Genomic DNA, 26,070 nt, shown 5'->3' with positions numbered 1-26,070 from the left:
TGCCAGCCCCGGCCGCTCCATCCGTCCGGGGCTTTTTTACCTCGATTGAATTTTTCCGCCGCCGTGTCGCTCTTCTGCATAACAGAACCCGTCTGCCATCGGTGTGCTCATGAACAGGAACCTCGACGATTACAACCGCATGCGTGATTTTTCCGCGACGTCGGAACCGGCCGCAGTCAAGCGCTCGGGTCGTAAGTCGGCCAAGGATCATGCCTTGCAGTTCTGCATCCAGAAGCACGACGCTTCGCACCTGCATTACGACTTTCGCCTTGAACTCGACGGCGCGCTGAAAAGCTGGGCGGTGCCGAAGGGGCCTTCGCTGGATCCCTCGGTCAAGCGCCTGGCGATTCATGTCGAGGATCATCCGCTCGATTACGCGACGTTCGAAGGCAGCATTCCCGAGGGGCATTACGGTGCCGGTGATGTGATCGTCTGGGATCGCGGTGTGTGGATTCCGCTGGAAGATCCGCACAAGGCCTATGCCAAGGGCCGACTGAAGTTCGAGCTGCAGGGCGAGAAGCTCGGCGGCGTGTGGAATCTGGTGCGCACGCACATGCCGGGCAAGAAGGAACAATGGTTCCTGATCAAGCATCAGGACAACGCCGCGCGACCGCAGGATGATTTCGACGTGCTGGTCGCCGAGCCCGACAGCGTGCTCAGCGAGCGCACGATTGTCGGTAAACCGGCGGCTGCCGCCGATAAGGCCAAACCGGTAAAGAAGGCCCCGGCCAAACCGCGCAAGCAGGCGTCCGGGCAGCTTACCGGCGCACGCAAGGCCAAGCTCCCAGCGCTGATCAAGCCGGAACTGGCGACGCTGGTCGACAGCGCGCCCGAAGGGCAGTGGAGCTACGAGATCAAGTTTGACGGCTACCGGATCATGGCGCGGATCGATCACGATGAGGTGCAGCTGTTCACCCGCAATGGCCACGACTGGACGCACAAACTGCCGCAGCAGGCCAAGGCACTGGCGGCGCTGGGTCTGGAATCGGCATGGCTCGACGGCGAAATGGTCGTGGCCAATGAGCAAGGTGTGCCGGATTTTCAGGCGTTGCAGAATGCTTTCGATGCCGGACGCAGCGGCAACATTGTTTATTACCTGTTCGACGTGCCGTATCTGAATGGCGTCGACCTGCGCGATGTGCCGGTGGAAGAACGCCGCGCCGCGCTGAGCACCATCCTCGGTGCGCAGAAAGAATCGTCAACGCTGCGCTTCTCCGAAGCCTTCGAAGAAACCCCGGACGCGCTGCTCAACAGTGCCTGCCAAATGCAGATGGAAGGCCTGATCGGCAAGCGGCTCGGCTCGCCTTATGTGTCGCGGCGCAGCGGCGACTGGATCAAGCTCAAGTGCAAGCATCGCCAGGAGTTCGTCATCGTCGGCTACACCGATCCGAAAGGTGCGCGCAGTGCCTTCGGTGCCTTGCTGCTCGGCCTGCACGACCGTGACAGCGGCGAGTTGCGCTATGCCGGCAAGGTCGGCACCGGGTTCAACGAAACCACATTGAAAAGCATCCTCGCCCAACTCAAGCCGTTGCAGACCAAAACCGCCGCAGTGGTCAATCCGCCCAGCGGTTTCGAGGCCAAAGGCGTGCACTGGCTCAAACCCAAACTGCTGGCCGAAGTGGCATTCGCCGAGATGACCAAGGACGGCTCGGTGCGTCATGCCGTGTTCCATGGTTTGCGCGATGACAAACCGGCCAAGGACATTACCGAGGAGCGAGCGAAGCCTGTGAAAGCTGCCAAGTCCGAAAAAACCGAAAAGACCGAAAAGACCAAAACCGCCGAAAAGCAGCCGGCAAAGAAAACCGCCGCCAGCAAAAAAGCCGAAACCGCGCCTTCGCAAGCAGGTCTGGCCGGCGGCAAGGTACGCATCACTCACCCCGATCGAGTGATCGATGCGGTCAGCGGCACAACCAAGATGCAACTGGCGCAGTATTACGCCAGCGTTGCCGAACACATCCTGCCGCAACTCAAGGATCGTCCCGTGGCCTTAGTGCGTGCACCGGACGGCATCGCCGGCGAACTGTTCTTCCAGAAGAACGCCGATCGCCTGGCCATTCCCGGCATCACCGCCCTGGACAAGGACGTCACCGGCCAGCCAGTGATGATGATCAACAATCCCGAAGCGCTGGTCGGTGCGGTGCAGATGAGCACGGTGGAGCTGCACACCTGGAACGCCACAACCGTGGATCTGGACAAGCCCGATCGCTTCGTCCTCGACCTCGACCCGGATCCTGCGTTGCCATGGAAAAGCATGGTTGAAGCCACCGCGCTGACCCTCACTGTGCTCGATGAGCTGGGCCTCAAAGCCTTCCTGAAAACCAGCGGCGGCAAAGGCATTCACCTGGTGGTGCCGTTGACGCGCAAGCATGGCTGGGACGAAGTGAAGGACTTCAGCCACGCCATCGTCAGCCACATGGCCAAGTTGCTACCGGACCGGATTTCAGCGGTGTCCGGGCCGAAAAACCGCGTCGGGCGGATCTTCATCGATTACCTGCGCAACGGCCTCGGTGCCACCACCATTTGCGCCTACGCCGCACGTGCGCGGGAAGGCATGCCGGTGTCGGTGCCGCTGTACCGAGAGGAAGTCGCTGAAATCAAGGGCGGTAATCACTGGAACATCTACAACGTTCACGAGCGTCTGACCGAAGTCGGCGATGAGCCTTGGGCGGAAATGAAGAAAACCCGTCAGACCATCACCGCCGAGATGCGCAAACGCGTCGGCATGAAAAAGTGATCAGGTGTCGCGCAGCAAGTCGTGGGCGTTGAGCAGTTCGAAGGCGATTTGCGGGTGGTTTTCCAGGCCCTTGCGAATCGCTGCCGGGATCGCCGCGCGAGTCTTGCGACACAGGCCTGGCAGCTCGTCGATCTGAATGGCGATGCCGCGCATGGTGCGCACTTCGTTGAAACCGGGGGCGACGTCGACACGGATGCCGAGTTGCTCGTACATACGCTGTTGCAGGCGTTTGAGGTCGGCGAGGTCTTTGAGTTGTTCCAGGCGCGCCAGAAGAATTTTTTCCTCAGCGCGGGTCAAGCGCAGGATGCGCAGATCGGCTCCGGGCGTTTCCAGCAAAGGATCGCGCCCGCAGATGCAGGCGCCGGGTGGGCAGGGTGAGCGTAAGGGTACGGTCGTCGTCATGGCCTCCATCATAGAGGCCGTCGGACATGTTTGCCTATGTGCACTCAGCGGCCGTCCATCGGCCGCTGCTTCCCTCGTGACTACTGCTGCACGCCTTCGTATTGCACCAGAATGGCGTTGGCCAGGTCTTCATCACTGGCGTTCAAGCCAGGGTTGGCCTGGCGCACCTGTTGCAGTACCGACTCAAGATAAACCCCACGAATGGCCCCGCCGCTTGCAACGAACGCAGACACGTCGTCACGGGCCGGAATCACCATTTTGTCGTCCTTGAAGGTCGAGTACAGCGACGCGGAGACACCTGCCGAGGTGGCGACGTCACCCGCGTCAACGCGGGCCAGCGCCGAACCGACCGGCAGGCAAAGCATTAAAGAAGAAATCAGGACTAACTTGCGCATGACGTGTTCCTCCACAAGCGCTAAGCAAAAAGGGAAGGGACTACATAACGTCAGAGGTGAACGGCGCGCGGGAGTTCCGTGAGCGGTGAAAAGCCGTGAGTCAGAGTTTTCACCGCTCAGTCGGTTCAGATCACCCCACAGGCCATGCGATCGCCGCCACCGCCCAGTGGCTTGGGCATGTCGGAATGGTTATCGCCGCCGGCGTGAATCATCAGGGCGTGGCCCTTGATCTCGGAAATCTTCTTAAGGCGCGGTGCCAGCACCGGATAGTTGGCGACCCCGTCAGCCGTCACATACACCGCTGGCAGATCACCCAGATGCCCGTCGGCGTAAGGGCCGAGATGCTTGCCGGTTTTCGCCGGATCGAAGTGTCCGCCAGCGGCCAGTGCCGCGCCTTTCACGCCATCCTTCGTGCCCGCTTCGCAGCTGCCGTTTTCATGGACATGAAAACCGTGGATGCCGGCCGGCAATGATTTCAGCTCGGGTGTGAACAGCAGGCCGTACGGCGTTTCGCTGACAGTGACAGAGCCGATCGCCTGCGGCGCGCCGTCGGCGCTGACCAGATTGATTGCGACTTTCTCCGTTGCTGCCTGTGCGGTGCCGATTGCCAACGTGCCGAGCAGACCAAACCACAGTGCGCGTTTCATAAGCGTTTCCTTCAGCTGCATGAGTGTTCGAAGCGATGGATTCATAGCCTGTCGTTGTTAACCAGCGATGAAGGCGTTATCCATCGGCGCTGCAAGGTGTGACCGGGTTCACGCTTGAAAAGTTTTGCCGGATTCAAGTCGCCCCTGACATCAGCCGATACGCTCTGTGTCGGCAGTTCCCTGCACATAGGCTTAACTGAAATCCGACAAGCGCAATCCAGCGTGCCCACGGGAGATTCCACGGTGTCGATCAAACTGCGTTTGGTGTTGCTGATTGCGACCAGCCTGCTGACGGCGCTGATCGTGAGCCTGGTCAGTTACGTCGGCAATCTGCGGATGGCCACGGCGGTCGGCGATAACACGGTAAGCATGAGCGCGCTGCGCAATCACATGGAAGCGGACATGATGCACGACGCCCTGCGCGCCGATGTCTATTCGGCGATGCTGGTCGGCCTGGGCAAGAGCACCGCCACCGCCACAGAAGTGCGCGATTCGCTGGCCGAGCACGCCGGGCATTTTCGTGAAGTGCTGGATGACAACCTGAAACTGCCGATCAACCCGCAGCTGCGCACGGCGCTGGAGCAGATCAAGCCGAGCCTCGACACCTACATCAAATCCGCCGAGCAGATCGTCGGCGTGGCGCTGGACAAGCCGGATGCCGCCCAGCAGCAGCTCGGCACGTTCAATGCCGCGTTCAGCCAGCTCGAAGAGCAAATGGCGACGCTCAGCGAATTGATTGAAAGCAACACTCGGCAAACCAGCGAAGGCACCGAAGCGGCCATTAGCAATGCCAATCTGGCCCTTGGTGTGGTGCTGATCGCCAGTCTGTTGCTGCTGCTGATTCAGGGGCGCTGGGTGATCCTGAGTATCATGGGGCCGCTCAAATCCGCCAGCCGCATCGCTGAAAGCATTGCCCATGGCAATCTCAGCGAACCGATTGTCGAACCCGCCGGCAAGGACGAAGCCAGCGTGCTGATCCGCACATTGGCGACCATGCAGCGTGATCTGCGCAACATGATTGACGTGGTCCGGCGCAACGCTCACGGCGTCAGTGGCATGAGCGAGCAGCTCAGTCAGGGCTGCCATCAGGTCGCCGACAGCAGCCAGCAGCAAAGCGTTGCCGCCGGGACCATGGCGGCCGCCGCCAGCCAGATGACCGCCAGCATCGAGGAAATCACCCGCCACGCCGAACGTGCCCTGAGCATGGCCAATCAGGCGGAAACTCTAGCGAAGGAGGGCGGCGGGGTGATTCATCAAGTGGTCAGCGACATGGACGACATCGCCCGCTCGGCACAGCAGTCGGCGCAGGTGATCCGCACGCTGGATCAGGAATCCGAGGCGATCTTCAACATCATTCAGGTGATCAAGAGCATCGCCGACCAGACCAACCTGCTGGCCCTCAACGCCGCGATCGAGGCGGCGCGGGCAGGTGAGCAGGGCCGTGGCTTTGCCGTGGTCGCCGATGAAGTGCGCAGTCTGGCCGCACGCACCAGCGCCTCGACCCAGGAAATTGCCGCAATGGTCGCGCGCATCCAGAGCAGCACGCGCGAGGCGGTCAACAGCATGGAGGCCGGTGTGGCGCAGGTCGACAAAGGCATGGCGGTAACAGCGGAGGTTGAGCGGGCGATTCGGGAAATCCTCGACGCCACGCTGAACACCACGCAACTGGTCAACGACATCACCCGCACGATTGGCGAACAGAGCCAAGCCAGTAACGAGATCGCCCATCAGGTGGAGATGATTGCCGGGATGAGCGAAGGCAACAGTCGGGTGATCGGGCAGACCGCGACGACCACCGATGAATTGTCGAATCTGGCGGGGCAGCTGGCGCGGTCGGTGGATCGGTTTCGGTTGTGATAGCGGTAGGACTGGTGTCTATCACGGCCTTATCGCTGGCAAGCCAGCTCCCACAGGGTCTGATGTTGTGAATGCAACGGTGTGCACACCATCATCCACTGTGGGAGCGGGCTTGCCCGCGATGAGGCCAGCTCGGGCAACACTGAATCAAGCCTATGTGCCCTTAATCAGAACCTGAACGCCTGCCGCCCCACCAACAACCATTTCCCGCCCTGTTTCTGCCAGATCTGGAAATTCTCGATCTCGGTCGGAATCACCTCAGTCCCTTTCAACGCCTGCGCGGAGAAGTGGTGGCGCACTAATGCGGTATCGCCGGACATCGTGATGGTCTGCTTCTGCATCTCCAGGGTCTTGAATGCGCTGCGGCCGGTCTCGATGTCGGCGATGAATTCCTGCTTGTCCTGAATCTTGCCGCTGGAGTGGCCGTAGGTCAGGTTCGGCGCGGTCAGAGCGTTCAGTTCGGCGATGTCTTTGTGCAGCATCGCCTGGGTCAGGTGATCCACCGCTTGGGCCACTTCCTTTTCCGCCGGGGCAGGGGCGGCCATGGCGCAGGCGCTGAAGGCGCAGAACAAACCGATGAGGAGGCGGGATTTGGTCATGTTGTTTCCTTGTTGTTATTGAGTCGGAATGACTGGCTTAGTTTGTCAGTCATCGTACAACGTAGCAGGTTATTTTCTGCTTGAACAACGAGCCGTTCGCAATGATTTATCAAGTTGCGATGCGTATCGCGCAAAAAACTTTGCAGGCCAATGCCTGATCACGGTCATGTTTGGTGGCCCATGGCCGATAAGCCCCAGAGCGGAAAAAGACTTTCAAGTCGGGAACAGACGCGCGGGTTCGCCCTGACGTGATATTCTCCGCGCCAAATTTGCTTTGACTTAATTCGGTTGGCTGGCCTTTCGGGCGGGCCGACGGGATCCCTGTCGCTCAAGCAGCTGAAGCCAATAACGATAAGAAGTCAGTTCAGAAGGGACATTAACTGAGGTCGATGCCACATGTCGGCCTTGTGTGCCCACCCGTCAATATTGAAGTGTGCCGGATTGCGCGACGCCAGCCTGAGCGTCAACAAAGCGCAACGCAGACTGATAACAACGACGGGCGGAAGGCGTTTTATCATAGGTGCAACAGATGTTTAAGAAAGTGAACACAGCCTTGCTCGGTCTGGCTTTGGCGATGGGGATGTCGTCTGCCAATGCTGCCGAAGCCAAGAAAGTTGACGTCCTGCTGATCGGCGGCGGCATCATGAGCACCACCCTGGGTGTGTGGATCAATGAGCTGGAACCGACCTGGTCGATGGAAATGGTCGAGCGCCTCGATGGCGTCGCCCTGGAAAGCTCCAACGGCTGGAACAACGCCGGTACCGGTCACTCGGCTCTTGCCGAGCTGAACTACACCCCGGAAGACGACAAGGGCAACGTAACGATCCCGAAAGCTGTCGAGATCAACGAAGCGTTCCAGGTTTCCCGTCAGTTCTGGGCGTGGCAGGTTCAGCAGGGCGTGCTGAAGAACCCTCGTTCGTTCATCAACACCACTCCGCACATGAGCTTCGTGTGGGGCGATGACAACATCAAGTTCCTGAAAAAGCGCTACGAAGCCCTGCAGGCGAGCCCGCTGTTCGCTGGCATGCAGTATTCCGAAGATCCGGCTGTGATCAAGAAGTGGGTACCGCTGATGATGGAAGGGCGTGACCCGAACCAGAAAATCGCGGCCACCTGGAGCCCGCTGGGTACGGACATGAACTTCGGCGAAATCACCCGCCAGTTCGCCGCTCACCTGCAAACCAAACCCAACTTCGATCTGAAACTGTCGAGCGAAGTCGAAGACATCACCAAGAACGCCGATGGCACCTGGCGTGTGAGCTACAAAAACCTCAAGGACGGTACCAAGACCGAAACCGACGCCAAGTTCGTGTTCATCGGCGCTGGCGGCGGTGCTCTGCACCTGCTGCAGAAGTCGGGCATTCCTGAAGCCAAGGAATACGCAGGCTTCCCGGTTGGCGGTTCGTTCCTGGTAACCGAGAACCCGACGATTGCCGAGCAGCACCTGGCCAAGGCCTACGGCAAGGCTTCGGTTGGCGCGCCACCGATGTCCGTTCCGCACCTGGACACCCGTGTTCTGGATGGCAAGCGCGTCATTCTGTTTGGCCCGTTCGCGACCTTCAGCACCAAGTTCCTCAAGGAAGGTTCGTACTTCGACCTGCTGACCAGCACCACCACCCACAACATCTGGCCAATGACCAAGGTCGGCATCAAGGAATACCCGCTGGTCGAGTACCTTGCCGGGCAGTTGATGCTGTCGGATGAAGACCGCCTGAACGCGCTGAAGGAATACTTCCCGAACGCCAAGGCCGAAGACTGGCGTCTGTGGCAAGCCGGCCAGCGCGTACAAATCATCAAGCGTGATGAAGCCGCTGGCGGCGTGCTGAAACTGGGCACCGAGATCGTTGCTTCGCAAGACGGCTCGATCGCCGGCCTGCTGGGCGCATCGCCAGGCGCGTCGACTGCTGCACCGATCATGCTGAGCGTGCTGCAGAAAGTCTTCAAAGACAAAGTCGCAACCCCTGAGTGGCAGACCAAGCTGCACCAGATCGTGCCGAGCTACGGCACCCAGCTGAACAGCGATCCGGCCAAAGTGGCTGCAGAGTGGGCTTACACCGCGAAAATCCTCGAACTGCCGACGCCTCCAGCGATCGGTCAGGTAGCTGCTCCGGCGGCACCTGCGGCTGACAAAGCCGTAGCGCCGAAGGAAAACGCTGCACGTGACATGGCTCTGTAAGCAGAACCCTGACACACAAAACCCACTGAACCGGCGACGGTCAGTGGGTTTTTTTATACGCCGGACCTGTAGGAGCTGACGAGTGCAACGAGGCTGCGATCTTTTGACTTTGACTTTGACTTTGACTTTGACTTTGACTTTGACTTTGACTTTGACGTTTGAAGATCAAGATCAGGATCAAAAGATCGCAGCCTCGTTGCACTCGTCAGCTCCTACATTCGGTAGGGTCAGGCTTTCGCGTTCGCCAGGTAGGCCCCCAGGCGCCGACCCATTTCTTCGCCCAGTGCCTGCAACCCGCTCAGCGGCCGTACCATCACTTCAAACTCGACAATCTTGCCGTGCTCATCGAAGCGAATCATGTCGATGCCTTTGAGTTCCTTGCTGCCGACCCTGGCGCTGAATTCGAGAATCACATTCAGGCCATCCGCCGTCGCCAACTCGCGGTGATAGGCGAAATCTTCGAAGACTTCAAACACGGTGTTGAGGATCATCGCCACCACCGGTGCGCCGGGGTAGGGCGTGTGGGCCATGGGCGAGCGGAACACAGCTTGCGGATCGAGCAGTTCGGGCAGGGCTTTGAGATTGCCGCTGCGGATCATCTCGTGCCAGCGCGCGAGGGATGCGGCGACGTTGGGCTGCAAGGCAAGGTCGGGCATGGTCACTCCGGTTTTTATTGTTGTCGGTCGGCAATGACTGTAGATCAACCGGACCGAAAGTGAATCCCCAAGTCTCAGCCTGAATACCGCTTCATGCCCGAAGCGGATCAGATGCGCATCTGATCCGTATTTTTCTGTTTCATCTGCCTCTGTATTCAGTACAGCCACAGGCTCAGAATGCCCCGGCAGTGCGGCCAATCACCCTCCGACCTCATCCCGAAGCGTCCGGTGCACCGCCCACCCCGCATCAAGGAGCGCGACATGTACAAGATGGCAATTTTTCTCGGCGGCTTTCTGACCTTGACCATTCTGATCGGCGTGCTGGCGACGATCTCTCCAGTCTGATCCGCGCGCATTTTTTCGAACTCCGCCGTTCTCCTGCTTTCAGTTGCAGAACAGGGCCAGCATGCGCCCGTTACAGAAGTTCGAGGAGTGAAACATGCGTACGACAACCTCGCAGGGACGTTGGGTTCCCATTGGTTTGATGGTCGCCGCGCTGACTGGTTGCGCGATGAGCAACACCGAGTCACCGGTGCAGACACCGGGTCAGGCCAAGGCCTCCGATACTGAAATGCTCGAAGTCGGCGCGCAGTGGTTGCAGGACAAACCGCCGATCCGCGCGTTGAACATGTACCTTGATGGCTTTCATTTTTACAACGGTCATCCCGGCGCGCAGATGGAAGCGCACCATTACTGCTCGGCGCTCAATGAGGAAGTGTTCCAGTGCGTGATCTACGACGGCAACACGGCTGAAGCGAAGTTGATGGGCGTGGAATACATCATCAGTCAGCGCCTGTTTACGCAATTGCCGGCAAAAGAAAAAGCCTTGTGGCACAGCCATGCTCACGAGGTGACTTCTGGCCAGTTGGTCGCGCCGGGCATCCCGCAAGTGGCGGAAAAGCGCCTGATGGAAAAACTCGCCAATACTTACGGCAAGACTTGGCACACCTGGCACACCGATCAGGACAAGCAACTGCCGCTGGGCGTGCCGCAGTTGATGATGGGCTTTACCGCTGACGGTCAGGCCGATGCACAAATGGTCCGCCAGCGCGATCAGCGTCTGGGCATCGACAGTGCCGAAAAGAAAAAGGCTCGTGCCGGGATCAAACCGGCGCCTGTCGCAACGGGGGCTGATGCGTGGCAGAAGGGCAACGCCGTGCAGCTCAACGACCCGACCGGGCATCAGCACGTCACGCCGCGCTCGGCCACCTCTGGCGATGAAAATGCCCGGAGCGGCAGTCAGCCTTAGCTTTGGACAGTAGCTGGAAATGGTGTTGTCTGTACCGGCGTCATCGCGAGCAGGCTCACTCCTACATTTGAAATGCGTTCCCCCTGTAGGAGTGAGCCTGCTCGCGATGGCGTCCGTTTGATCGCTACATCCTTCAGCGATTCAACACATCCACAATCCACTGCAAATATTGCTCGCGCTCGGAAATCGAGTTATGCCCCGAGTCCGGCACCACCTTCAGCGTCGCCACGCCCGCAGGAAAACGCTCGAACAGCCGCTGCGTACTGCTGCGTCCAATCACTTCGTCATCACTGGCCGCCAAGAGCAACGTCGGTGCGCGAATATGCGCCGCGTATTTGCCTGATTCGAAACGATCCTTGAGCAACCACTTCACCGGCACCCACGGGTATTGCCGTTCGGCGATTTCCTCAAGGCTGTTGAACGGCGTCACCAGGATCAGATTCTGCACCGGCCGCTGACTGGCCAGGCGCACCGCCACCCCCGAACCGAGGCTGCGTCCGATGACTGCAATCTGCGGGTGGCTGGCATACACCTGATCGAACAGCGCCAGCGCATCTTCGGCAATCGCGGCTTCCGATGGCGAGCCGGTGCTGCCACCAAAGCCCCGGTAATGCAGGAAATACAGCGCGTAGTCGGGAAACGCCTCGGCGAATTCCGGCAGATTTCGCGAGACGTCCTCGGCATTGCCGCCGAAATAGATCAGCGCCCGCGTTCCGCTGCGCTCTCGGTCAGTCACCCAGACCTCGGCATCCGGCATCGACAGTTTCAATCGCGAATCCGCTGCAACCACGGCGGCAGGCTGGGGAAACCAGATCAGCGAGCGCTGAAACACGAACAGCGCGGCGCACAGCACCAGGTAAACGGCAACAATGAAAACGACGAGTGACATCAGGGTTCGGGACATTCGGCTACTTTTAACGGGGAGAGAGGTTGGCTGTGGCAGTGTAGTTCAGCGACTGTGCCTGACAGCCGGCGCACACACCATGCAACAGATCCGCGCAGCAGGAGGACTCGCATGCGCCACACTGAGGGTTATTCCCGCCGCCGCTTGCTCACCCTGGCTGCCCAGGCTGCGGCGCTGTTCACCATTGATCGGGCGTTGGCCAGCAGCGTACCGCCGACCGCCACTGCGCCGCCCACGGCAGGAGACCAGACCATGCAGACCCGCGCCATCCCTTCCAGCTCCGAGGCACTGCCCATGGTCGGGTTGGGCACCTATCGCGGTTTCGACGTCGCGCCGGGCGATCCGGTTTACCGGCAATTGCCCGCCGTCCTCGAGGCGCTGTTCAGGAAGGGCGGCACGCTGATCGACAGCTCACCCATGTACGGCCGCGCCGAGCAGACCACCGGTGAATTGCTGTCGATCCACGAACCGCGCTCGCCGGCGTTTCTCGCCACGAAGGTGTGGACGCGCGGGCGCGAGGAAGGCATCGCGCAGATGGAGCAGTCGTTCAGTCTGCTGCAAACCGAACGCATCGACCTGATGCAGATTCACAATCTGCTCGACTGGCAAACCCATTTGCCGACCCTGCGCGAATGGCAGGAGCAGGGGCGGATTCGCTACATCGGCATCACCCATTACACCTCGTCGGCCTATGACGAGGTCGAGGCCGTGCTGAAAGCCGAAAAGCTGGATTTTCTGCAGATCAACTACGCCCTCGATGATCGCGCGGTCGAGAAACGCATCCTGCCGCTGTGCCGCGAGCGTGGCGTGGCAGTGATTTGTAATCGGCCGTTTGGCGGCGGTGATCTGCTCGCCCGGCTCAAAGGCAAGCCGCTGCCGGCCTGGGTCTCGGATGTACAGGTCAACAGCTGGCCGAAACTGGCACTGAAATTTCTCCTGGCGCACCCGGCGGTGACCTGTGTGATTCCGGGGACCAGCAATCCGCGCTACATGGCTGACAACGCCGGAGCCGGTTTTGGGCCGATGCTGACCGATGCGCAGCGGCATCAGTTGATTGCGTTGCTGGGCTGAGCCGGGTCAACCGCGATAGCGCAACGCCTCCAGCAACAACGCAAACGCCGGCGCTGCCTGGCGTCGGCTCGGGTAGTACAGGTGATAACCGGAAAATGCCGGGCACCAGTCTCCCAGCACCTGGACCAGGCGACCGTCCGCCAGAAACGGCGCAACGACGTTTTCCGGGATGTAGCTCAGACCGAAACCGTCCAGCGCGGCGTCGAGCAATGGGTACACGCCATTCAGGGTGACCTGGCCGGAGACGCGCACTTTGAGGCTTTCACCATCCTTTTCGAACTCCCACGAATACAGTCCGCCATTGGTTGGCAGGCGCAGGTTGTTACAGGCGTGGTCGGTCAGGTCGCGCGGGGTTTGCGGCGCAGGGCGCCGGGCGAAGTAGGCGGGTGAGCCGACCACCGCCATGCGCATGTCCGGACCGATACGGGTGGCGATCATGCCTTGGGCGACGTCTTCGCCCAGGCGCACACCGGCATCGAAGCCTTGGCCGGCGATGTCGACGAAGCCATAGTCACAGCAAACCTCGACGGACACATCCGGGTACTGCGGCAGGAAATCCTGCAACACCGGACGCAGGATCCAGTTCAGCGAATGGTCGGTGGCGCTGATGCGGATCTTTCCCGCCGGGGTTTCGCGCAGGTTGCTCAGGGCGGCCAGTTCCACTTCGATTTCGTCGAAGCGCGGGCCGATGGTTTGCAGCAAGTGTTCGCCGGCCTCGGTCGGCGACACGCTGCGCGTGGTGCGGGTCAGCAGGCGCAGGCCGAGTCGCGCCTCGAGACTGCGAATGGTGTGGCTGAGCGCCGATTGCGACACGCCGAGTTTGGCTGCGGCCTTGGTGAAACTGCGTTCACGGGCGACGGCGAGAAAGGCGAGCAGGTCGGTGGCGTTTTCCCGGAGCATTGATGATCGTCCTGCATAAGTTTTTTCGGATTCTAGTCGATTATCCAAAGAGTGCGGATCGCTACAGTGCTTGCATCATTTATTGGAGGAAAAGCCATGAACCCGATTGCTGCTTCTGCACTGACGCTTTCGCTGCTGGCTGGCGAGGTGTATGCCACTGAAAATCCGCGTGTCACGGTCACACCGAATGGCTCGCAACCGTCGGCCAAAGGCCCGGCTGACTGGTTTACCGGCACGGTGCGGGTGGATGCGCCGTTCAAAGGTACCGACGAGGCGCGGGTCAGTGGCGCGACCGTAACGTTTGAGCCTGGCGCGCGAACGGCGTGGCATACCCATCCGCTGGGGCAGACATTGATCGTCACCTCGGGGGCAGGGTTCGTGCAGGAGTGGGGGCAGCCAGTGCGGGAAATCCGGCCGGGCGATACCGTGTGGATTGCTCCGGGCGCCAAGCATTGGCACGGGGCAACGCCGACGACGGCGATGAGTCATATCGCGATTGCCGAAGTGCTGGATGGCAAGGTGGTGGACTGGATGGAGCAGGTCGGTGATGAGCAATATCCGAAGACCGAGTGAAACCGCGCCCCTCACCCCAGCCCTCTCCCGAGGGAGAGGGAGCCGATGGGGGGATGCTCGAGACGTTCGGCATTCTGCAAGCGTGGTGGTGAATCCACTCGACCCCTAGCACCCCATGCAGGTGCGCTAACAGCATGCGACTCACCCCAGGCGTCTCCCGGGGGAGTGGGAGCCGACCGAGGTGTCTTGCGATGTGCATCGACCTGAACTTGCCGTTGCGATTATGGATACACAGAAAGACTTTCACGTCGCTGCACATCCTGAATATACCCGGATCGGTCCCCTCTCCCTTTGGGAGAGGGCTAGGGTGAGGGGCTTTTCGCTTCAGATCATCTCCGGCAACGAATCAAGAATCTTGTCCAGCGTAATCGGATACTCCCGCACCCTCGCGCCGGTGGCGTTGTAGATTGCATTCGCCACCGCCGCACTCACGCCGCAAATCCCCAATTCACCCACGCCTTTGGCCTTCATCGGCGATGAAATCGGGTCGGTTTCTTCGAGGAAAATCACTTCCTGATGTGGAATGTCGGCGTGCACCGGCACCTCATACCCGGCGAGGTCATGGTTGACGAAAAAGCCCAGGCGCTTGTCCACCGCCAGTTCTTCCATCAATGCCGCGCCGACGCCCATGGTCATCGCGCCGATGACCTGACTGCGCGCCGACGTCGGGTTGAGGATCCGCCCCGCAGCGCACACCGCCAACATGCGCCGTACGCGAACTTCGCCAGTGGCAGCATCGACGGCGACTTCGACGAAATGCGCGCCGAAGGTCGATTGCTGATATTTCTCGGCCAGATCACCGAATTCGATGCTGTCCTCGCCGACCAGTGCGCCGCCTTCAGCCGCGTTGCGCAGCGGCAGGCTCTTGCTGCCGACGCGCACCTGACCACCGGCGAACTCCGCCTGATCCGCCGCTAGCCCCAGCTTCTGCGCCACCGCTTCACGCAGTTTCACACAGGCGGCATAGACGCCCGAGGTCGAGCAGTTCCCACCAAACTGACCGCCAGAACCAGCCGAAACCGGGAAGTTCGAATCACCCAGACGCACCACCACATCATCGAGACCAACGCCCATCATCTCGGCAGCGGTCTGCGCGATGATCGTGTAGCTGCCGGTGCCGATATCGGTCATGTCGGTTTCGACGACGACTTTGCCGTCACGCTCCAGGCGCACACGGGCTCCGGACTTGACCAGCAGGTTGTTGCGAAACGCCGCCGCCACGCCCATGCCGATCAGCCAACGGCCTTCACGACGGCTGCCCGGTTGCGCCTTGCGCTGATCCCAGCCGAATTTCTCCGCGCCGATCTGCAGGCATTTGACCAGTTGACGCTGGGAGAACGGCCGCTCGGTTTTCACCGGGTCGACTTGAGTGTCGTTAGCGATGCGGAACAGCACCGGGTCCATCTTCAGCTGTTCGGCCATTTCGTCCATGGCAATTTCCAGCACCATCAGCCCCGGCGCTTCACCCGGCGCGCGCATGGCGTTGCCTTCGGGCAGGTCGAGCGGGGCGAGGCGCATGCTGACGCGGCGGTTTTCTGCGGCGTAGAGCAACTGGCTCGGTTGCGCGGCCAGTTCAACCTTGCCGTCAGCAAGGTTGCCTGACCAGCCTTCATGGGCGATGGCGGTCAGCTTGCCGTCCGCCGTGGCGGCCATGCGGATGCGCTGAATCGTTGCCGGGCGATGGGTGGTGTTGTTGGCCATTTGCGGGCGGGCGAGGGCGACTTTCACCGGCCGCCCCGCCATGCGCGCGCCGAGAGCGGCGAGGATCACGTCGGCGCGAATAAACAGCTTGCCGCCGAAACCACCGCCGATGTACGGCGAGACCAAACGCACTTTTTCCTTCGGCAGGCCGAGGGTTTTCGCAATGTCGCCGACACTCCAGGCGACCATCTGGTTCGATGTCCACACGGTCAGTTGATCGCCTTTCCACGCGGCCAGTGTGGCGTGCGGTTCCATCATCGCGTGGGACTGGTCTGGCGTGGTGTAGGTCTGATCGAACTGCACCGGTGCGGCGGTGAAGGCCTTGTCGAAGTCGCCGTGATTGACGTCCGGCAGCTCGTCTTTCGGCTCGACGCCGAGGTCTTTGACGCTGGCCAGATCGAACTTGCCCTCGGTGGTTTCGTAATCGACCTTGACCAATTGCGCGGCGGCGCGCGCCTGTTCGAAGGTCTCGGCAACCACCAATGCAACGGCTTGCTGGTAATGCTGCACTTCGGGACCAGCGAGCAGATGCGCAGCGTTGTAATCACCCTTGTCGAGCTTGCCGGCATTCTCGGCAGTAACGATCGCGAGCACGCCGGGCGCCGCTTTGGCCTCGCCCAGATGAATGGCTTTGATCCGCCCTTTGGCGATCGCCGAATCGACCATGAAGCCGTAGGCCTGATTGGCCGCCGCTTCATGTTGTTCGTAGGCGTAAGTGGCCTGGCCGCTGGTTTTCAGCGGGCCTTCGACGCGCTCGGTGGGCTGGCCGACGACCTTCAGGCGGTCGATGGGATTGGTGGTGGCGGGCGTGTCGAATTTCATGCGGTTTCCCTCGCTTGCGCCAACACCGAGGCCAGCGTGCGCTCGACCAGTGTCAGTTTGAATTGGTTGTCATCGGTGGGCGTCGCGCCTTCAAGCAGGCGTTCACTGACTGCTTTGGCACCCTTGGGCAGCAACGCTTCAGCGGCTTCGACCCGCCACGGTTTCGGCGCAATGCCGCCGACGGCGACGCGGCCGGTGCCGTCCTTTTGCAGGATCAGACCGACCGAGACCAGGGCAAACGCGTAAGACGAGCGATCCCGCACCTTGTGATAAATGTGCGTGCCGCCAACCGGCGCCGGCAGGGTCACGGCGGTAATGAATTCGCCGGGCGTGAGACTGGTTTCGATGTGCGGCGTGCCGCCCGGCAACTGATGGAAATCGGCCATGGCAATGCTGCGCGTGCTGCCGTCAGGCTTGACCGTTTCGATCTGCGCATCCAGCGCGCGCATGGCGATGGCCATGTCGCTCGGGTGGGTGGCGATGCAAGCGTCGCTGACGCCGATGATCCCCAGCTGCCGGGTGACCCCGCCGATCGCCGCGCAGCCGCTGCCCGGATTGCGTTTGTTGCAGGCCAGGTGGGTGTCGTAGAAGTACGGGCAGCGGGTGCGTTGCAGCAGGTTGCCGGCGGTGGTCGCCATGTTGCGCAACTGTCCGGAAGCCCCGGCGAGCAAGGCGCGGGAGAGCAGGGCGTAGTCCTTGCGCACGCGCGCGTCGGCGGCCAGATCGGTGTTGCGCACCAGCGCGCCGATGCGCAGTCCGCCTTCGGGTGTGGCTTCGATCTGGTCCAGGCCGAGGTGGTTGATGTCGATCAGGTGGACTGGGGTTTCGATGTCGAGTTTCATCAGGTCGAGCAGGTTGGTGCCGCCGGCGATGAACTTGGCGCCTTCGACGTGCGCAGCCTGGGAAGCGGCTGCCGCAGGTGAGTCGGCGCGGCTGTAATTGAAGGCTCTCATGCCGGCACCTCCGCAACTTCAGTGATGGCTTCGATGATGTTCGAGTAAGCGCCGCAACGGCAGATATTGCCGCTCATGCGCTCCTGCAGTTCGGCGGCGATCAGTTTCGGCGGCTCGGTCAGGCTCGGGCTGACGTGGCTGGGAATGCCGTCGCGGATCTCTTTGAGCACCGCGACCGCCGAGCAGATCTGCCCTGGCGTGCAATAGCCACACTGGTAACCGTCGTGCTTGATGAACGCGGCCTGCATCGGGTGCAGCTTGTCCGGCATGCCGAGGCCTTCGATGGTGGTCACCTCACTGCCGTCGTGCATCACCGCCAGGGTCAGGCAGGAATTGATCCGCCGACCGTCGGCGATCACCGTGCAGGCGCCGCACTGGCCGTGGTCGCAGCCTTTCTTGGTGCCGGTCAGGTGCAGGTGTTCGCGCAGGGCGTCGAGCAGGGTGGTGCGGGTGTCGACTTCGAGGGTTTGCGGTTTACCGTTGACTCGCAGGGTAACTTGACTCATGGCCGGTTGCTCCAGACTGGCCGCGTAGGCCTTGAGGCTGATAAAGGGGGGCATAGCGAACGCCGTCGCGGTTACGGCGCCGAGGATCATGAAGTTGCGTCGGGAAATCGGCATGGTTCGATTCCTTGTCTCTCATCGGGCGGCAGGATTGCAAAAGGCCCAAACGGGCGCGCCGGCATGCATGCCAGTCTCGTAAAAGGAGTGACCGCAGCGGGAGGGAAAAGGTTTTGTCGGATTTGCGCTAAAGAGTTATGTGCTGAACTCATCAATTGGCCTGTGGGAGCGAGCCTGCTCGCGAAAGCGTCGGGTCAGACCCAGCCGCTGCTGGATGTGCCGACCTCTTCGCGAGCAGGCTCGCTCCCACAGTGGAGTTGTGTTTTGCAGTTATGGCCCACCCACCACCATCGAGGTAAACGGTGCGACATACGCCTGCAACGTCACCAGCCCGCCGACCAGGATCGCCAGCACGATCGAGTGGAAGAACACGTAACGCAGGATCTCGCCCTCATGCCCATACCAACGGGTCGCGGTGGAGGCGACGACGATCGACTGCGCGTCGACCATTTTGCCCATCACCCCACCGGAACTGTTCGCTGCCGCCATCAGCACCGGGCTGATACCCAGCTGTTCCGACGTTACCCGTTGCAATCCGCCAAACAGCACGTTTGACGCGGTATCGGAACCAGTCAGCGCCACCCCCAGCCAGCCGAGCAGCGTGCCGAACATCGGGTAGAAAATCCCCGTCGCCGCAAACGCCAGGCCCATGGTCGCATCCAGTCCCGAATAGCGGGTGAGGAAGCCCAGCGCGAGCATCGCCGCAATCGTGATCAGCGAAAACCGCACCACCCACAATGTGCGCAGGTACTGCTTGATCAATTGCGGGATCGAATAACCCATCAGCAAGCCGCCAACGATCGCCGCCAGCAAGATCCCGCTGCCGGTCGCGGTCAGCCAGGTGAACTTGTAAATCGCTTCCTCGGCTTTCGGCGCTGCGACAACCGGCGGTACTTTTTCTATTTGCAGATGCAGACCGGTGAAGGTCACCGCCGGGGCGAAGATCGGATTGGCCTCGCGTACCGGTTTGCCTTGCGGGTCGAGCTTGACCGACTGCGTGACCGGGTCGATCACCGGGCGCGTATCGAACATGTTCTTGAAACCCTGCGTGCCCCAGGCAAACACGAACACCGTGAGAATGATCCACGGCATCCACGCACGCATCACTGCCGGGCGCGCCTGATCGCTGAACGCGGCGCTGGCGGTGACTGTTTCTTCGTCGACCTTGGAGTTGTCGACGCGCCCGGACAGCGCCGCCGAGGTATGGATCGTCGCCGGTTTCCACACCTTGAGGAACAGCGTCAGACAGGCCATGGAAATCAGCGCAGCGATGACGTCCACCAGCATCGGCCCGTGGTAGTTGGACACGAGAAATTGCGGGATGGCGAAACTCACCCCGGCCACCAGAATCGCCGGCCACACCTCGAGCATCTTGCGCCACCCGGCAAACGCCCAGATCAACCAGAACGGCACCAGCACCGAGAAGAACGGCAACTGCCGCCCGACCATCATCGACAGCTCCATCTCATCCAGCCCGGTGACTTTGGCCAAGGTGATGATCGGTGTGCCCAGCGCACCGAAAGCAACGGGTGCAGTGTTGGCGATCAGCGCTAGGCCGGATGCGGCCAATGGCGAAAAACCCAGGCCGATCAGAATCGCACCGGTCACCGCCACCGGCGTGCCAAAGCCTGCCGCGCCTTCGAAGAACGCACCGAAACAGAAGGCGATCAGCAGCAACTGCAAACGTCGGTCATCGGTGATGCGCGCGAGGGAATCCTGCAGCACTTTGAACGAACCGTTTTCGGTGGTCAGGCGATGCAGAAAGATGATGTTGAGGACGATCCAGCCGATCGGCAGCAAGCCATTCGCCGCGCCGAACAGCGCGGCCGAGCCGGCCATGCCCGCTGGCATGTCGAAGGCGAAGATCGAGATCAGCAGGGCGGACGCGAGCGCCAGCAAGGCTGCCAGATGTGCCTTGACGTGAAAGAACGCCAGCGCCGCGAGCATCACCACCACCGGCACCGCGGCCATCAGCGTGGAGAGCACCGGGTTGCCGAACGGGTCGTAGATTTGCTGCCAGACCATGGTTCACCTCTGCTTATTGTTATTGAGGGCGCAGATCCATTGCATGGGGGTTGGTTGCAAGCAGTATAGGTGGCATTCCGCCGCCGTTCGGGCATGGCGAACGGGCCGACCAACGGTCGATAGTGGCCACTGAATCAACGTGCTTTTGCCCGGTCGTATCTGCGGCTGCGCGCACTGCGTCCCGAAGACGCGGGCAGCGTGGCGATTTCCGTCGTCAAGACCTTGGGTTTTAGGGAAGTGTTGAATGAAGCAAGCGACAACGATGCTGCTCACTGTGACCGCCGCCGTATTGCTGAGCGGCTGTATTGCGGATTTTGATGATGACCACCGGCATGGCCGGCACTACGACCGCGACCACGGCCGCTATTACGACCATGACCGGCGTTGGGACGACCGCGATGACGACCGCCGCGATGGCCGTCGTTATCACCGTGATCGCGATGATGACTGATTGAAAGCAGAGGGCGTTCCCGTTAAAGGAACGCCCTCTGTGCATCAGCCTTCAGTTGAAAAAACGAGCGTTCGCCTGGACGCGGGATCGCGCAGGCACCGGGGCCTCGTGATCGAGCAGATGGGTGGCGAGTATGTCGCTCAGAAAACGGAACTGATCGTTGAGGCCGACCACTTCATTGCTGAAATGATTGCTGGCGGCGGGCATCAGCAGATCGTCGAAATCTTCGTTGAACACCAGTGTCTGCGCCTTGCGCGGCACGACGTGCTGTTGGTAGTAGTTGCTGCCGAACACCGGGAAACTCACGGAGAGGGTGACTTGGGTGTGGATCATGATGTGAACGCCTCGTTGTGTTTCGGATGAGTCAATCGTGCCTTTCATCATGGGAGGGCGGAAGGCAATCGTGGCGATGGTGGATATCGATGGTGGTGATGGTTGAGGTTTGCGGTGCTGCTGATGGCGCCTTCGCGAGCAGGCTCGCTCCCACAGGTGCAACACATTTCAAATGTGGGAGCGAGCCTGCTCGCGAAGAGGCCGGAACCTTCAGCATCGGAATCGACTGACCTGCCTATACTCAAACCTGCACCTCCCCAAGCCAAAGGACACCACCACCGTGAACCCACGCGCGCTGGTCGTCGCCGCACTGTTTCTGCTGGCCGGCTGCGCCTCCTCGGCTCGGGCGCCGGTGAGCGCGCCGCAGGCGGTGGTGGTGTCGGCGCAAACCTGGCAGCAGATCGACCGCGAGATCCTCAGCGCATCGCAACAGGCCACCGAGCAGGTCAAGCTGTTCGCCCGTGGCTCGATGGAACATTGGCGCACTCGGGTCTATCAGCAAACTGAAGAAAATTTCATCCCTTGGTTCAGCAGCTACTGGACCCAGGAATGGCTGTCGATGAAGGTCAGTTGGTACACGATCAGCGCCGGCGGTGAGCAGGATGCTTCGGCGAAACGGCTGGCGGCGTATCTGCTTGAGCAATATCAGGAAAAAGTCCTCGCGCCGGTAGCAGTGGAGATCGATCCGGATGCGATCCTGGCGCAGGCCACGGCGTTCTACGCGCAGTTGATGGCGCAGCAGATGCCGCTCATCGCCCAGCGTCACGGTGTGCCGATGGCGCAGCTCAACGGGCGTTTGCAGAAGATCCCGGCCATCGCCCTCGGCCCGCCGCCGGCGCGGGATGCTTCGCTGTTCAAAGTCATCAGCACCGAGCCGCTGAACACCCTCCCGGCGTACGCCGCGCTGATCGATAAGATCCACACCGACGGCGGCGCCAAGGGCATCTCTTCCACCGAAGCAGCCATGGCCCCGGTGGCCAAGCGCGCCAGCCAGCGCATCGAAGCCGAAATGGCCCCGCGCGGCGCCGCCAGTGCGGTGGCGGCAGCAGCCGGGAAACTGGCCGGGGCGATGATTTCGGTCGGCGTGGCCGGCATACGCGCAATCATCCAGGCCAACGACCGCCCCGACAGTGAAGCGCTGATTCGCAGCAGCCTGGGCAACACCTTCGACAAGGCCTGGCAGAAGCTGCTGCAAAATCCGACCACGGGGGTGATGGCCGGCACGTTGCACATGGCCGGGCAGGTCGAAGGCAATTTGGGCGTGAGTGAACCAACGCCTATCGGTGTGAGCGCTGTGCCATAGCGCCTGCACCTGTGAAGTTTTGTTGGCGGCGGTCGCGCCCGGATCAGAGCGGATGCTAGTCTTGCGCAACGCTGTTGTCAGGGAGCCCACATGGGCAATCACAAGATCGAGATTCGCCGCAGTAACGTCGAGAAAATCCTGCTGGCGGCGGAAAAGGTTTTCGCCGAAAAAGGCTTCGGCAGCACCGCCATGGCGGACATCGCTGCCGAAGTGCAGTTGCCGCGTTCCAATCTGCATTACTACTTCAGCACCAAGAGCGAGCTGTACAGCGCAGTGCTGTTCGATCTGCTGGAAGTGTGGAAGCAGGACGCGCTGTGCTTCGAGATGTTCGACGACCCGCGCGTGGTGCTGAGCAGTTACATCCGCGCCAAGATGAATCATTCGCGCAGCCGGCCCTATGGCTCGAAAGTCTGGGCCAACGAGATCATCCACGGCGCGCCGACCCTGGGCGAAGCGCTGGATGCGAGCCTGTATGACTGGGCGAAGATGAAGGAGGCGAAGATTCGCCAGTGGGTCGAGGACAAGCGGATCCTGCCGGTGGAGCCGTCGGGTTTGCTGTACATGATCTGGGCGTCGACCCAGCACTACGCCGACTTTGATCATCAGGTGAATATTCTCAATGATCACCAGCCGTTGTCGGATATGCAGTTCGAGCGTGCGGTGCAGACCGTGACAGCTGTGATTTTGCGCGGGATCGGGCTGGAGCCTTGAAGAGCACCATCAAGGGCTTACCCTCACCCCAGCCCTCTCCCAGAGGGATAGGGGGCCGACCGAGGTGTATTGAGAGGTACATCGACCTGAAAGACCGTGTCGATTATGGATTTGATCGGTCCCACGCTCCGCGTGGGAATGCTTCCAGGGACGCTCCGCGTTCCAATGGGACGCAGAGCGTCCCGGGCTGCATTCCCACGCAGGAGCGTGGGAACGATCAATTAAACCGCGACGTGATAGGGATTGCGCGGATCATGATTCCAGTCCAGAAACGGCTTGCCCGTGTCCATCGGCACCATCTCGATGCAGTCGGCCACGGGGCAGGTGATCTGGCACAGATTGCAGCCCACACATTCCTCATCGATCACTTCATATTTATGCGTACCGTCGGCCTGTTTCGAACTGCCGATCGCCTGGTGTGACGTGTCTTCGCAAGCAATGTGGCAACGCCCGCAACCGATGCACGCCTCTTGGTCGATCTTCGCGATCACCTGATAGTTGATATCGAGGTACTTCCAATCCGTGGTGTTGCCCACGGCGCGCCCGGAAAACTCGGCGATATTGGCGTAGCCCTGGCTGTCCATCCACCGCGACAAGCCGTCCTTCATCTCTTCGACAATGCGGAAACCATGCAGCATCGCCGCCGTGCACACCTGCACCGCGCCGCTGCCCAGCGCCATGAACTCCGCCGCGTCGCGCCAGCTGCCGATGCCGCCGATGCCGCAGATCGGCAAGCCCTGGGTCTGCGGATCTCGGGCGATTTCCGCGACCATGTTCAGCGCAATTGGCTTGACCGCCGAACCGCAATAACCGCCGTGGGTGCTTTTGCTGCCGACGGTGGGCAGGGCGACCATGTGGTCCAGGTCGACGCTGGTGATCGAGTTGATCGTGTTGATCAGCGACACCGCATCGGCGCCACCACGATGCGCCGCCCGGGCAGCGACGCGGATGTCGGTGATGTTCGGGGTGAGTTTGACGATCACCGGCAGCGAGCAGTACGTCTTGCACCAGCGCGTCACCTGTTCGACATACTCCGGCACCTGGCCGACCGCCGCGCCCATGCCGCGTTCGGGCATGCCGTGGGGGCAGCCGAAGTTGAGTTCGATGCCGTCGGCGCCGGTGGCTTCGACCAGCGGCAGAATGTGTTTCCACGACTCCTCGACACACGGCACCATCAGCGACACGATCAGCGCGCGATCCGGCCAATCCTTCTTCACTTGGGCGATTTCGCGCAGGTTGATTTCCAGCGAGCGGTCGGTGATCAGTTCAATGTTGTTGATGCCCAGCACTTCGCGATTGGCACCGTAATGCGCCGAATAACGCGAGGAAACGTTGACCGCCGCCGGATCCTCACCCAGGGTTTTCCAGACCACGCCACCCCAGCCCGCTTCGAAGGCGCGGACCACGTTGTAGGCCTTGTCGGTGGGTGGCGCGGAAGCCAGCCAGAACGGGTTGGGCGCTTTGATACCGGCGAAGACTATCGAGAGATCGGCCATTTACGCAGCCTCCACGTTGAGCATCAGTTGAGCGTTGATCGCCTCGGCGGCGCGTTTGCCGTGCTGCACCGCTTGCACGGTGAGGTCCTGATCGAGGCTGGTGCAGTCGCCGCCGGCATACACGCCGGGGACGCTGGTGCGCAGGTTTTCATCGACCTCGATGCGTTCGCCCTGACGTTTGAGCTCGCGCGCCAACGGATCGCTGAGGGTGCTGTCATCGAAGCTCTGGCCGATCGCTTTGAAGATCGCATCGGCAGCCAGTTCGAAGGTTTCTCCGGTGGTTTGCAGACGCCCGTCAACCAGATCGGTGCGGGCGAAACGCATGCCGCGCACGCGGCCCTGATCATCGAGCAACACTTGCTCCGGCTGCGCCCAGGTCAGCAACCGCACCTGGTTGGCTTTGGCGATGTCCTGCTCATGGTGGGTGGCGCCCATGTCTGCCGCACCACGGCGATACACCAGATTGACGTCGCGCGCGCCGAGGCGGGCCATTTGCACCGCCATGTCGATCGCCGTGTTGCCAGCGCCGAGAACGATGCAGCGTTCAGCCAAGGGCAGTTGCGTGAGGTCATCGGCCTGGCGCAGTTCGCGGATGTAATCGGTGGCGGCGAGCAGGCCCGGCGCGTCTTCGTGGGCCAGACCGAGTTGCTTGCTGGCATTCAGGCCGAGGCCGAGGAATACCGCGTCAAACTGCTGATGCAGTTCGCTCAGGGTCAGGTTTGCACCGAGTTTCTGGCCGTGGCGGATTTCTATCCCGCCAATCTGCAGAAGGAAGTCCAGCTCCTTCTGCGCGTAATTGTCGACGAGTTTGTACTTGGCAATGCCGTACTCGTTGAGCCCGCCGGCCTTTTCCCGTGCTTCGAAAATCACCACGTCATGCCCGTGCATTGCGCTGCGATGAGCGCAAGACAACCCGGCCGGCCCGGCGCCGACCACGGCGATCCGTTTGCCCGTGGCCGGGGCGCGCTGGAACGGGTGTTCGGCGAAATGCGCGTTGTCTACGGCATAGCGTTGCAGCAGACCAATCAGCACCGGTGCGCATTCCTGCGCGTTGTTGCGCACGCAGGCCTGCTGGCAGAGGATTTCCGTTGGACAGACCCGCGCGCAACTGCCGCCGAGGATGTTTGCCGAAAGGATCTTTTGCGCCGCGCCCTGTACGTTGTCCTGATGGATATTGCGGATGAACGACGGAATGTCGATTTCGCTGGGGCATGCATTGACGCAAGGCGCGTCGTAGCAATACAGGCAGCGCGAGGCTTCCAGATGCGCCTGCCGGGCATTGAGCGGCGGCGCCAGATCAGTGAAATGGCCGGCGAGAGCGGCCGCGCTTTCGTGCGGGTGGGGGAGGTGGTTCAGGGTCTCGATCACGGTTCATGGCCTCATGGCTAATTGAGGTGCTGCCTCTGGTGGGCAGTGGTTTTATGGCGTCAGGGAGGGCCTCTTCGCGAGCAGGCTCGCTCCCACATTTGCTATGCGCTCACCTGTGGGAGCG

At 61.2% G+C, this 26,070-nt stretch carries 23 protein-coding genes and 1 pseudogene; 10 read left to right on the top strand and 14 right to left on the bottom strand.

Annotation, left to right across the window (positions count from 1 at the left end):
- Positions 1-109 precede the first annotated feature (109 nt).
- Positions 110-2,734, top strand: coding sequence for a DNA ligase D (gene ligD / locus AB4O45_RS02395; RefSeq protein WP_460161020.1), 2,625 nt, complete (start codon positions 110-112; stop codon positions 2,732-2,734).
- On the opposite strand, the gene AB4O45_RS02390 is transcribed toward ligD, so the two are convergent.
- From AB4O45_RS02390 to sodC, 3 genes are all read right to left on the bottom strand, one after another.
- On the bottom strand, positions 2,735-3,136 hold the full coding sequence (locus tag AB4O45_RS02390) for a hypothetical protein (RefSeq protein ID WP_071172813.1): 402 nt from the start codon (positions 3,134-3,136) through the stop codon (positions 2,735-2,737).
- Positions 3,137-3,216: 80 nt separating this feature from the next.
- Positions 3,217-3,531 carry a DUF2388 domain-containing protein gene (locus tag AB4O45_RS02385; RefSeq protein ID WP_016775151.1) on the bottom strand — a complete coding sequence of 105 codons (315 nt, stop codon included), beginning with the start codon at positions 3,529-3,531 and terminating at the stop codon, positions 3,217-3,219.
- A 125-nt stretch (positions 3,532-3,656) separates the two neighbouring features.
- Positions 3,657-4,178: a superoxide dismutase family protein gene (gene sodC, locus AB4O45_RS02380; RefSeq protein ID WP_042609346.1), complete on the bottom strand. Its 522-nt coding sequence runs from the start codon at positions 4,176-4,178 to the stop codon at positions 3,657-3,659.
- Positions 4,179-4,400: 222 nt separating this feature from the next.
- Here sodC and AB4O45_RS02375 point away from each other — a divergent pair.
- Positions 4,401-5,129, top strand: a pseudogene (locus AB4O45_RS02375) (MCP four helix bundle domain-containing protein); the annotation flags it as partial.
- A 42-nt stretch (positions 5,130-5,171) separates the two neighbouring features.
- Positions 5,172-6,035, top strand: a complete 864-nt coding sequence (locus AB4O45_RS02370) for a methyl-accepting chemotaxis protein (protein ID WP_374046354.1) — start codon at positions 5,172-5,174, stop codon at positions 6,033-6,035.
- A 167-nt stretch (positions 6,036-6,202) separates the two neighbouring features.
- Here AB4O45_RS02370 and AB4O45_RS02365 read toward each other — a convergent pair whose 3' ends face one another.
- Positions 6,203-6,634 (bottom strand): nuclear transport factor 2 family protein, encoded by a 432-nt coding sequence (locus AB4O45_RS02365; protein WP_252884405.1) that lies wholly within the window; start codon positions 6,632-6,634, stop codon positions 6,203-6,205.
- A 529-nt stretch (positions 6,635-7,163) separates the two neighbouring features.
- Between AB4O45_RS02365 and mqo the strand changes: the two genes are divergently transcribed.
- Positions 7,164-8,810, top strand: a complete 1,647-nt coding sequence (gene mqo / locus AB4O45_RS02360) for a malate dehydrogenase (quinone) (RefSeq protein ID WP_041480875.1) — start codon at positions 7,164-7,166, stop codon at positions 8,808-8,810.
- A 227-nt stretch (positions 8,811-9,037) separates the two neighbouring features.
- On the opposite strand, the gene AB4O45_RS02355 is transcribed toward mqo, so the two are convergent.
- Complete coding sequence (locus AB4O45_RS02355) at positions 9,038-9,466, bottom strand: nuclear transport factor 2 family protein (RefSeq protein ID WP_095180270.1); 429 nt, start codon at positions 9,464-9,466, stop codon at positions 9,038-9,040.
- Between the two features lie 439 nt (positions 9,467-9,905).
- On the opposite strand from AB4O45_RS02355, the gene AB4O45_RS02350 reads away from it, so the two are divergent.
- Positions 9,906-10,715, top strand: coding sequence for an OBAP family protein (locus AB4O45_RS02350; RefSeq protein WP_056789164.1), 810 nt, complete (start codon positions 9,906-9,908; stop codon positions 10,713-10,715).
- 133 nt (positions 10,716-10,848) lie between these two features.
- Here AB4O45_RS02350 and AB4O45_RS02345 read toward each other — a convergent pair whose 3' ends face one another.
- Positions 10,849-11,619: an alpha/beta hydrolase gene (locus AB4O45_RS02345; RefSeq protein ID WP_056789165.1), complete on the bottom strand. Its 771-nt coding sequence runs from the start codon at positions 11,617-11,619 to the stop codon at positions 10,849-10,851.
- A gap of 111 nt (positions 11,620-11,730) precedes the next feature.
- Here AB4O45_RS02345 and AB4O45_RS02340 point away from each other — a divergent pair, with 111 nt between their 5' ends.
- Positions 11,731-12,690, top strand: coding sequence for an aldo/keto reductase (locus tag AB4O45_RS02340; RefSeq protein ID WP_177342728.1), 960 nt, complete (start codon positions 11,731-11,733; stop codon positions 12,688-12,690).
- 6 nt (positions 12,691-12,696) lie between these two features.
- Here the strand turns inward: AB4O45_RS02340 and AB4O45_RS02335 are convergent, their stop codons facing one another.
- A complete protein-coding gene (locus tag AB4O45_RS02335) occupies positions 12,697-13,590 on the bottom strand; it encodes a LysR family transcriptional regulator (RefSeq protein ID WP_056789167.1) in 894 nt (297 codons plus the stop codon).
- 96 nt (positions 13,591-13,686) lie between these two features.
- Between AB4O45_RS02335 and AB4O45_RS02330 the strand changes: the two genes are divergently transcribed.
- A complete protein-coding gene (locus AB4O45_RS02330; protein WP_095180267.1) occupies positions 13,687-14,163 on the top strand; it encodes a (R)-mandelonitrile lyase in 477 nt (158 codons plus the stop codon).
- Positions 14,164-14,487: 324 nt separating this feature from the next.
- Here AB4O45_RS02330 and paoC read toward each other — a convergent pair whose 3' ends face one another.
- From paoC to AB4O45_RS02310, 4 genes are all read right to left on the bottom strand, one after another.
- The gene (paoC, locus tag AB4O45_RS02325) at positions 14,488-16,686 is read right to left on the bottom strand and encodes an aldehyde oxidoreductase molybdenum-binding subunit PaoC (RefSeq protein ID WP_460161019.1); all 2,199 of its coding nucleotides are present in this window, start codon (positions 16,684-16,686) and stop codon (positions 14,488-14,490) included.
- Entirely contained in the window at positions 16,683-17,639 is a 957-nt protein-coding gene (locus AB4O45_RS02320; RefSeq protein ID WP_460161018.1) for an FAD binding domain-containing protein, read from the bottom strand. Before AB4O45_RS02320 ends, paoC begins: the two co-directional genes overlap by 4 nt.
- Positions 17,636-18,259, bottom strand: coding sequence for an aldehyde dehydrogenase iron-sulfur subunit PaoA (gene paoA, locus AB4O45_RS02315; protein WP_150741064.1), 624 nt, complete (start codon positions 18,257-18,259; stop codon positions 17,636-17,638). Before paoA ends, AB4O45_RS02320 begins: the two co-directional genes overlap by 4 nt.
- Positions 18,260-18,529: 270 nt before the next feature.
- Positions 18,530-20,284, bottom strand: a complete 1,755-nt coding sequence (locus tag AB4O45_RS02310) for an L-lactate permease (RefSeq protein ID WP_041480863.1) — start codon at positions 20,282-20,284, stop codon at positions 18,530-18,532.
- Positions 20,285-20,528: 244 nt separating this feature from the next.
- Between AB4O45_RS02310 and AB4O45_RS02305 the strand changes: the two genes are divergently transcribed.
- Positions 20,529-20,735: a hypothetical protein gene (locus tag AB4O45_RS02305; protein ID WP_016775135.1), complete on the top strand. Its 207-nt coding sequence runs from the start codon at positions 20,529-20,531 to the stop codon at positions 20,733-20,735.
- A 51-nt stretch (positions 20,736-20,786) separates the two neighbouring features.
- Here AB4O45_RS02305 and AB4O45_RS02300 read toward each other — a convergent pair whose 3' ends face one another.
- A complete protein-coding gene (locus AB4O45_RS02300) occupies positions 20,787-21,068 on the bottom strand; it encodes a hypothetical protein (protein WP_236168640.1) in 282 nt (93 codons plus the stop codon).
- Between the two features lie 280 nt (positions 21,069-21,348).
- Here AB4O45_RS02300 and AB4O45_RS02295 point away from each other — a divergent pair, with 280 nt between their 5' ends.
- Both AB4O45_RS02295 and AB4O45_RS02290 read left to right on the top strand, forming a co-directional pair.
- Positions 21,349-22,371, top strand: coding sequence for a hypothetical protein (locus AB4O45_RS02295; RefSeq protein ID WP_130929675.1), 1,023 nt, complete (start codon positions 21,349-21,351; stop codon positions 22,369-22,371).
- Between the two features lie 90 nt (positions 22,372-22,461).
- Positions 22,462-23,082, top strand: coding sequence for a TetR/AcrR family transcriptional regulator (locus AB4O45_RS02290; RefSeq protein WP_130929674.1), 621 nt, complete (start codon positions 22,462-22,464; stop codon positions 23,080-23,082).
- Between the two features lie 221 nt (positions 23,083-23,303).
- Here the strand turns inward: AB4O45_RS02290 and preA are convergent, their stop codons facing one another.
- Both preA and AB4O45_RS02280 read right to left on the bottom strand, forming a co-directional pair.
- Positions 23,304-24,578, bottom strand: coding sequence for an NAD-dependent dihydropyrimidine dehydrogenase subunit PreA (gene preA / locus AB4O45_RS02285; RefSeq protein WP_460161017.1), 1,275 nt, complete (start codon positions 24,576-24,578; stop codon positions 23,304-23,306).
- Complete coding sequence (locus AB4O45_RS02280; RefSeq protein ID WP_460161016.1) at positions 24,579-25,946, bottom strand: NAD(P)-dependent oxidoreductase; 1,368 nt, start codon at positions 25,944-25,946, stop codon at positions 24,579-24,581.
- Positions 25,947-26,070 lie beyond the last annotated feature (124 nt).

The sequence above is a fragment of the Pseudomonas sp. S2_B10 genome, from assembly GCF_054668425.1.
The sequence above is the reverse complement of the archived record's forward strand: the minus strand, read 5'-3'. Positions and strand labels throughout refer to the sequence as shown.

What these genes read in the sequence shown, in the direction of transcription:
- AB4O45_RS02385 (WP_016775151.1), bottom strand. Translation starts at nt 3,531, where the DNA reads ATGCGCAAGTTAGTCCTGATTTCTTCTTTAATGCTTTGCCTGCCGGTC.
- AB4O45_RS02305 (WP_016775135.1), top strand. Translation starts at nt 20,529, where the DNA reads ATGAAGCAAGCGACAACGATGCTGCTCACTGTGACCGCCGCCGTATTG.
- AB4O45_RS02390 (WP_071172813.1), bottom strand. Translation starts at nt 3,136, where the DNA reads ATGACGACGACCGTACCCTTACGCTCACCCTGCCCACCCGGCGCCTGC.
- mqo (WP_041480875.1), top strand. Translation starts at nt 7,164, where the DNA reads ATGTTTAAGAAAGTGAACACAGCCTTGCTCGGTCTGGCTTTGGCGATG.
- AB4O45_RS02340 (WP_177342728.1), top strand. Translation starts at nt 11,731, where the DNA reads ATGCGCCACACTGAGGGTTATTCCCGCCGCCGCTTGCTCACCCTGGCT.
- AB4O45_RS02330 (WP_095180267.1), top strand. Translation starts at nt 13,687, where the DNA reads ATGAACCCGATTGCTGCTTCTGCACTGACGCTTTCGCTGCTGGCTGGC.
- AB4O45_RS02300 (WP_236168640.1), bottom strand. Translation starts at nt 21,068, where the DNA reads ATGATCCACACCCAAGTCACCCTCTCCGTGAGTTTCCCGGTGTTCGGC.
- paoC (WP_460161019.1), bottom strand. Translation starts at nt 16,686, where the DNA reads ATGAAATTCGACACGCCCGCCACCACCAATCCCATCGACCGCCTGAAG.
- AB4O45_RS02370 (WP_374046354.1), top strand. Translation starts at nt 5,172, where the DNA reads ATGCAGCGTGATCTGCGCAACATGATTGACGTGGTCCGGCGCAACGCT.
- sodC (WP_042609346.1), bottom strand. Translation starts at nt 4,178, where the DNA reads ATGAAACGCGCACTGTGGTTTGGTCTGCTCGGCACGTTGGCAATCGGC.
- AB4O45_RS02320 (WP_460161018.1), bottom strand. Translation starts at nt 17,639, where the DNA reads ATGAGAGCCTTCAATTACAGCCGCGCCGACTCACCTGCGGCAGCCGCT.
- ligD (WP_460161020.1), top strand. Translation starts at nt 110, where the DNA reads ATGAACAGGAACCTCGACGATTACAACCGCATGCGTGATTTTTCCGCG.
- paoA (WP_150741064.1), bottom strand. Translation starts at nt 18,259, where the DNA reads ATGCCGATTTCCCGACGCAACTTCATGATCCTCGGCGCCGTAACCGCG.
- preA (WP_460161017.1), bottom strand. Translation starts at nt 24,578, where the DNA reads ATGGCCGATCTCTCGATAGTCTTCGCCGGTATCAAAGCGCCCAACCCG.
- AB4O45_RS02335 (WP_056789167.1), bottom strand. Translation starts at nt 13,590, where the DNA reads ATGCTCCGGGAAAACGCCACCGACCTGCTCGCCTTTCTCGCCGTCGCC.
- AB4O45_RS02355 (WP_095180270.1), bottom strand. Translation starts at nt 9,466, where the DNA reads ATGCCCGACCTTGCCTTGCAGCCCAACGTCGCCGCATCCCTCGCGCGC.
- AB4O45_RS02365 (WP_252884405.1), bottom strand. Translation starts at nt 6,634, where the DNA reads ATGACCAAATCCCGCCTCCTCATCGGTTTGTTCTGCGCCTTCAGCGCC.
- AB4O45_RS02350 (WP_056789164.1), top strand. Translation starts at nt 9,906, where the DNA reads ATGCGTACGACAACCTCGCAGGGACGTTGGGTTCCCATTGGTTTGATG.
- AB4O45_RS02345 (WP_056789165.1), bottom strand. Translation starts at nt 11,619, where the DNA reads ATGTCCCGAACCCTGATGTCACTCGTCGTTTTCATTGTTGCCGTTTAC.
- AB4O45_RS02290 (WP_130929674.1), top strand. Translation starts at nt 22,462, where the DNA reads ATGGGCAATCACAAGATCGAGATTCGCCGCAGTAACGTCGAGAAAATC.
- AB4O45_RS02310 (WP_041480863.1), bottom strand. Translation starts at nt 20,284, where the DNA reads ATGGTCTGGCAGCAAATCTACGACCCGTTCGGCAACCCGGTGCTCTCC.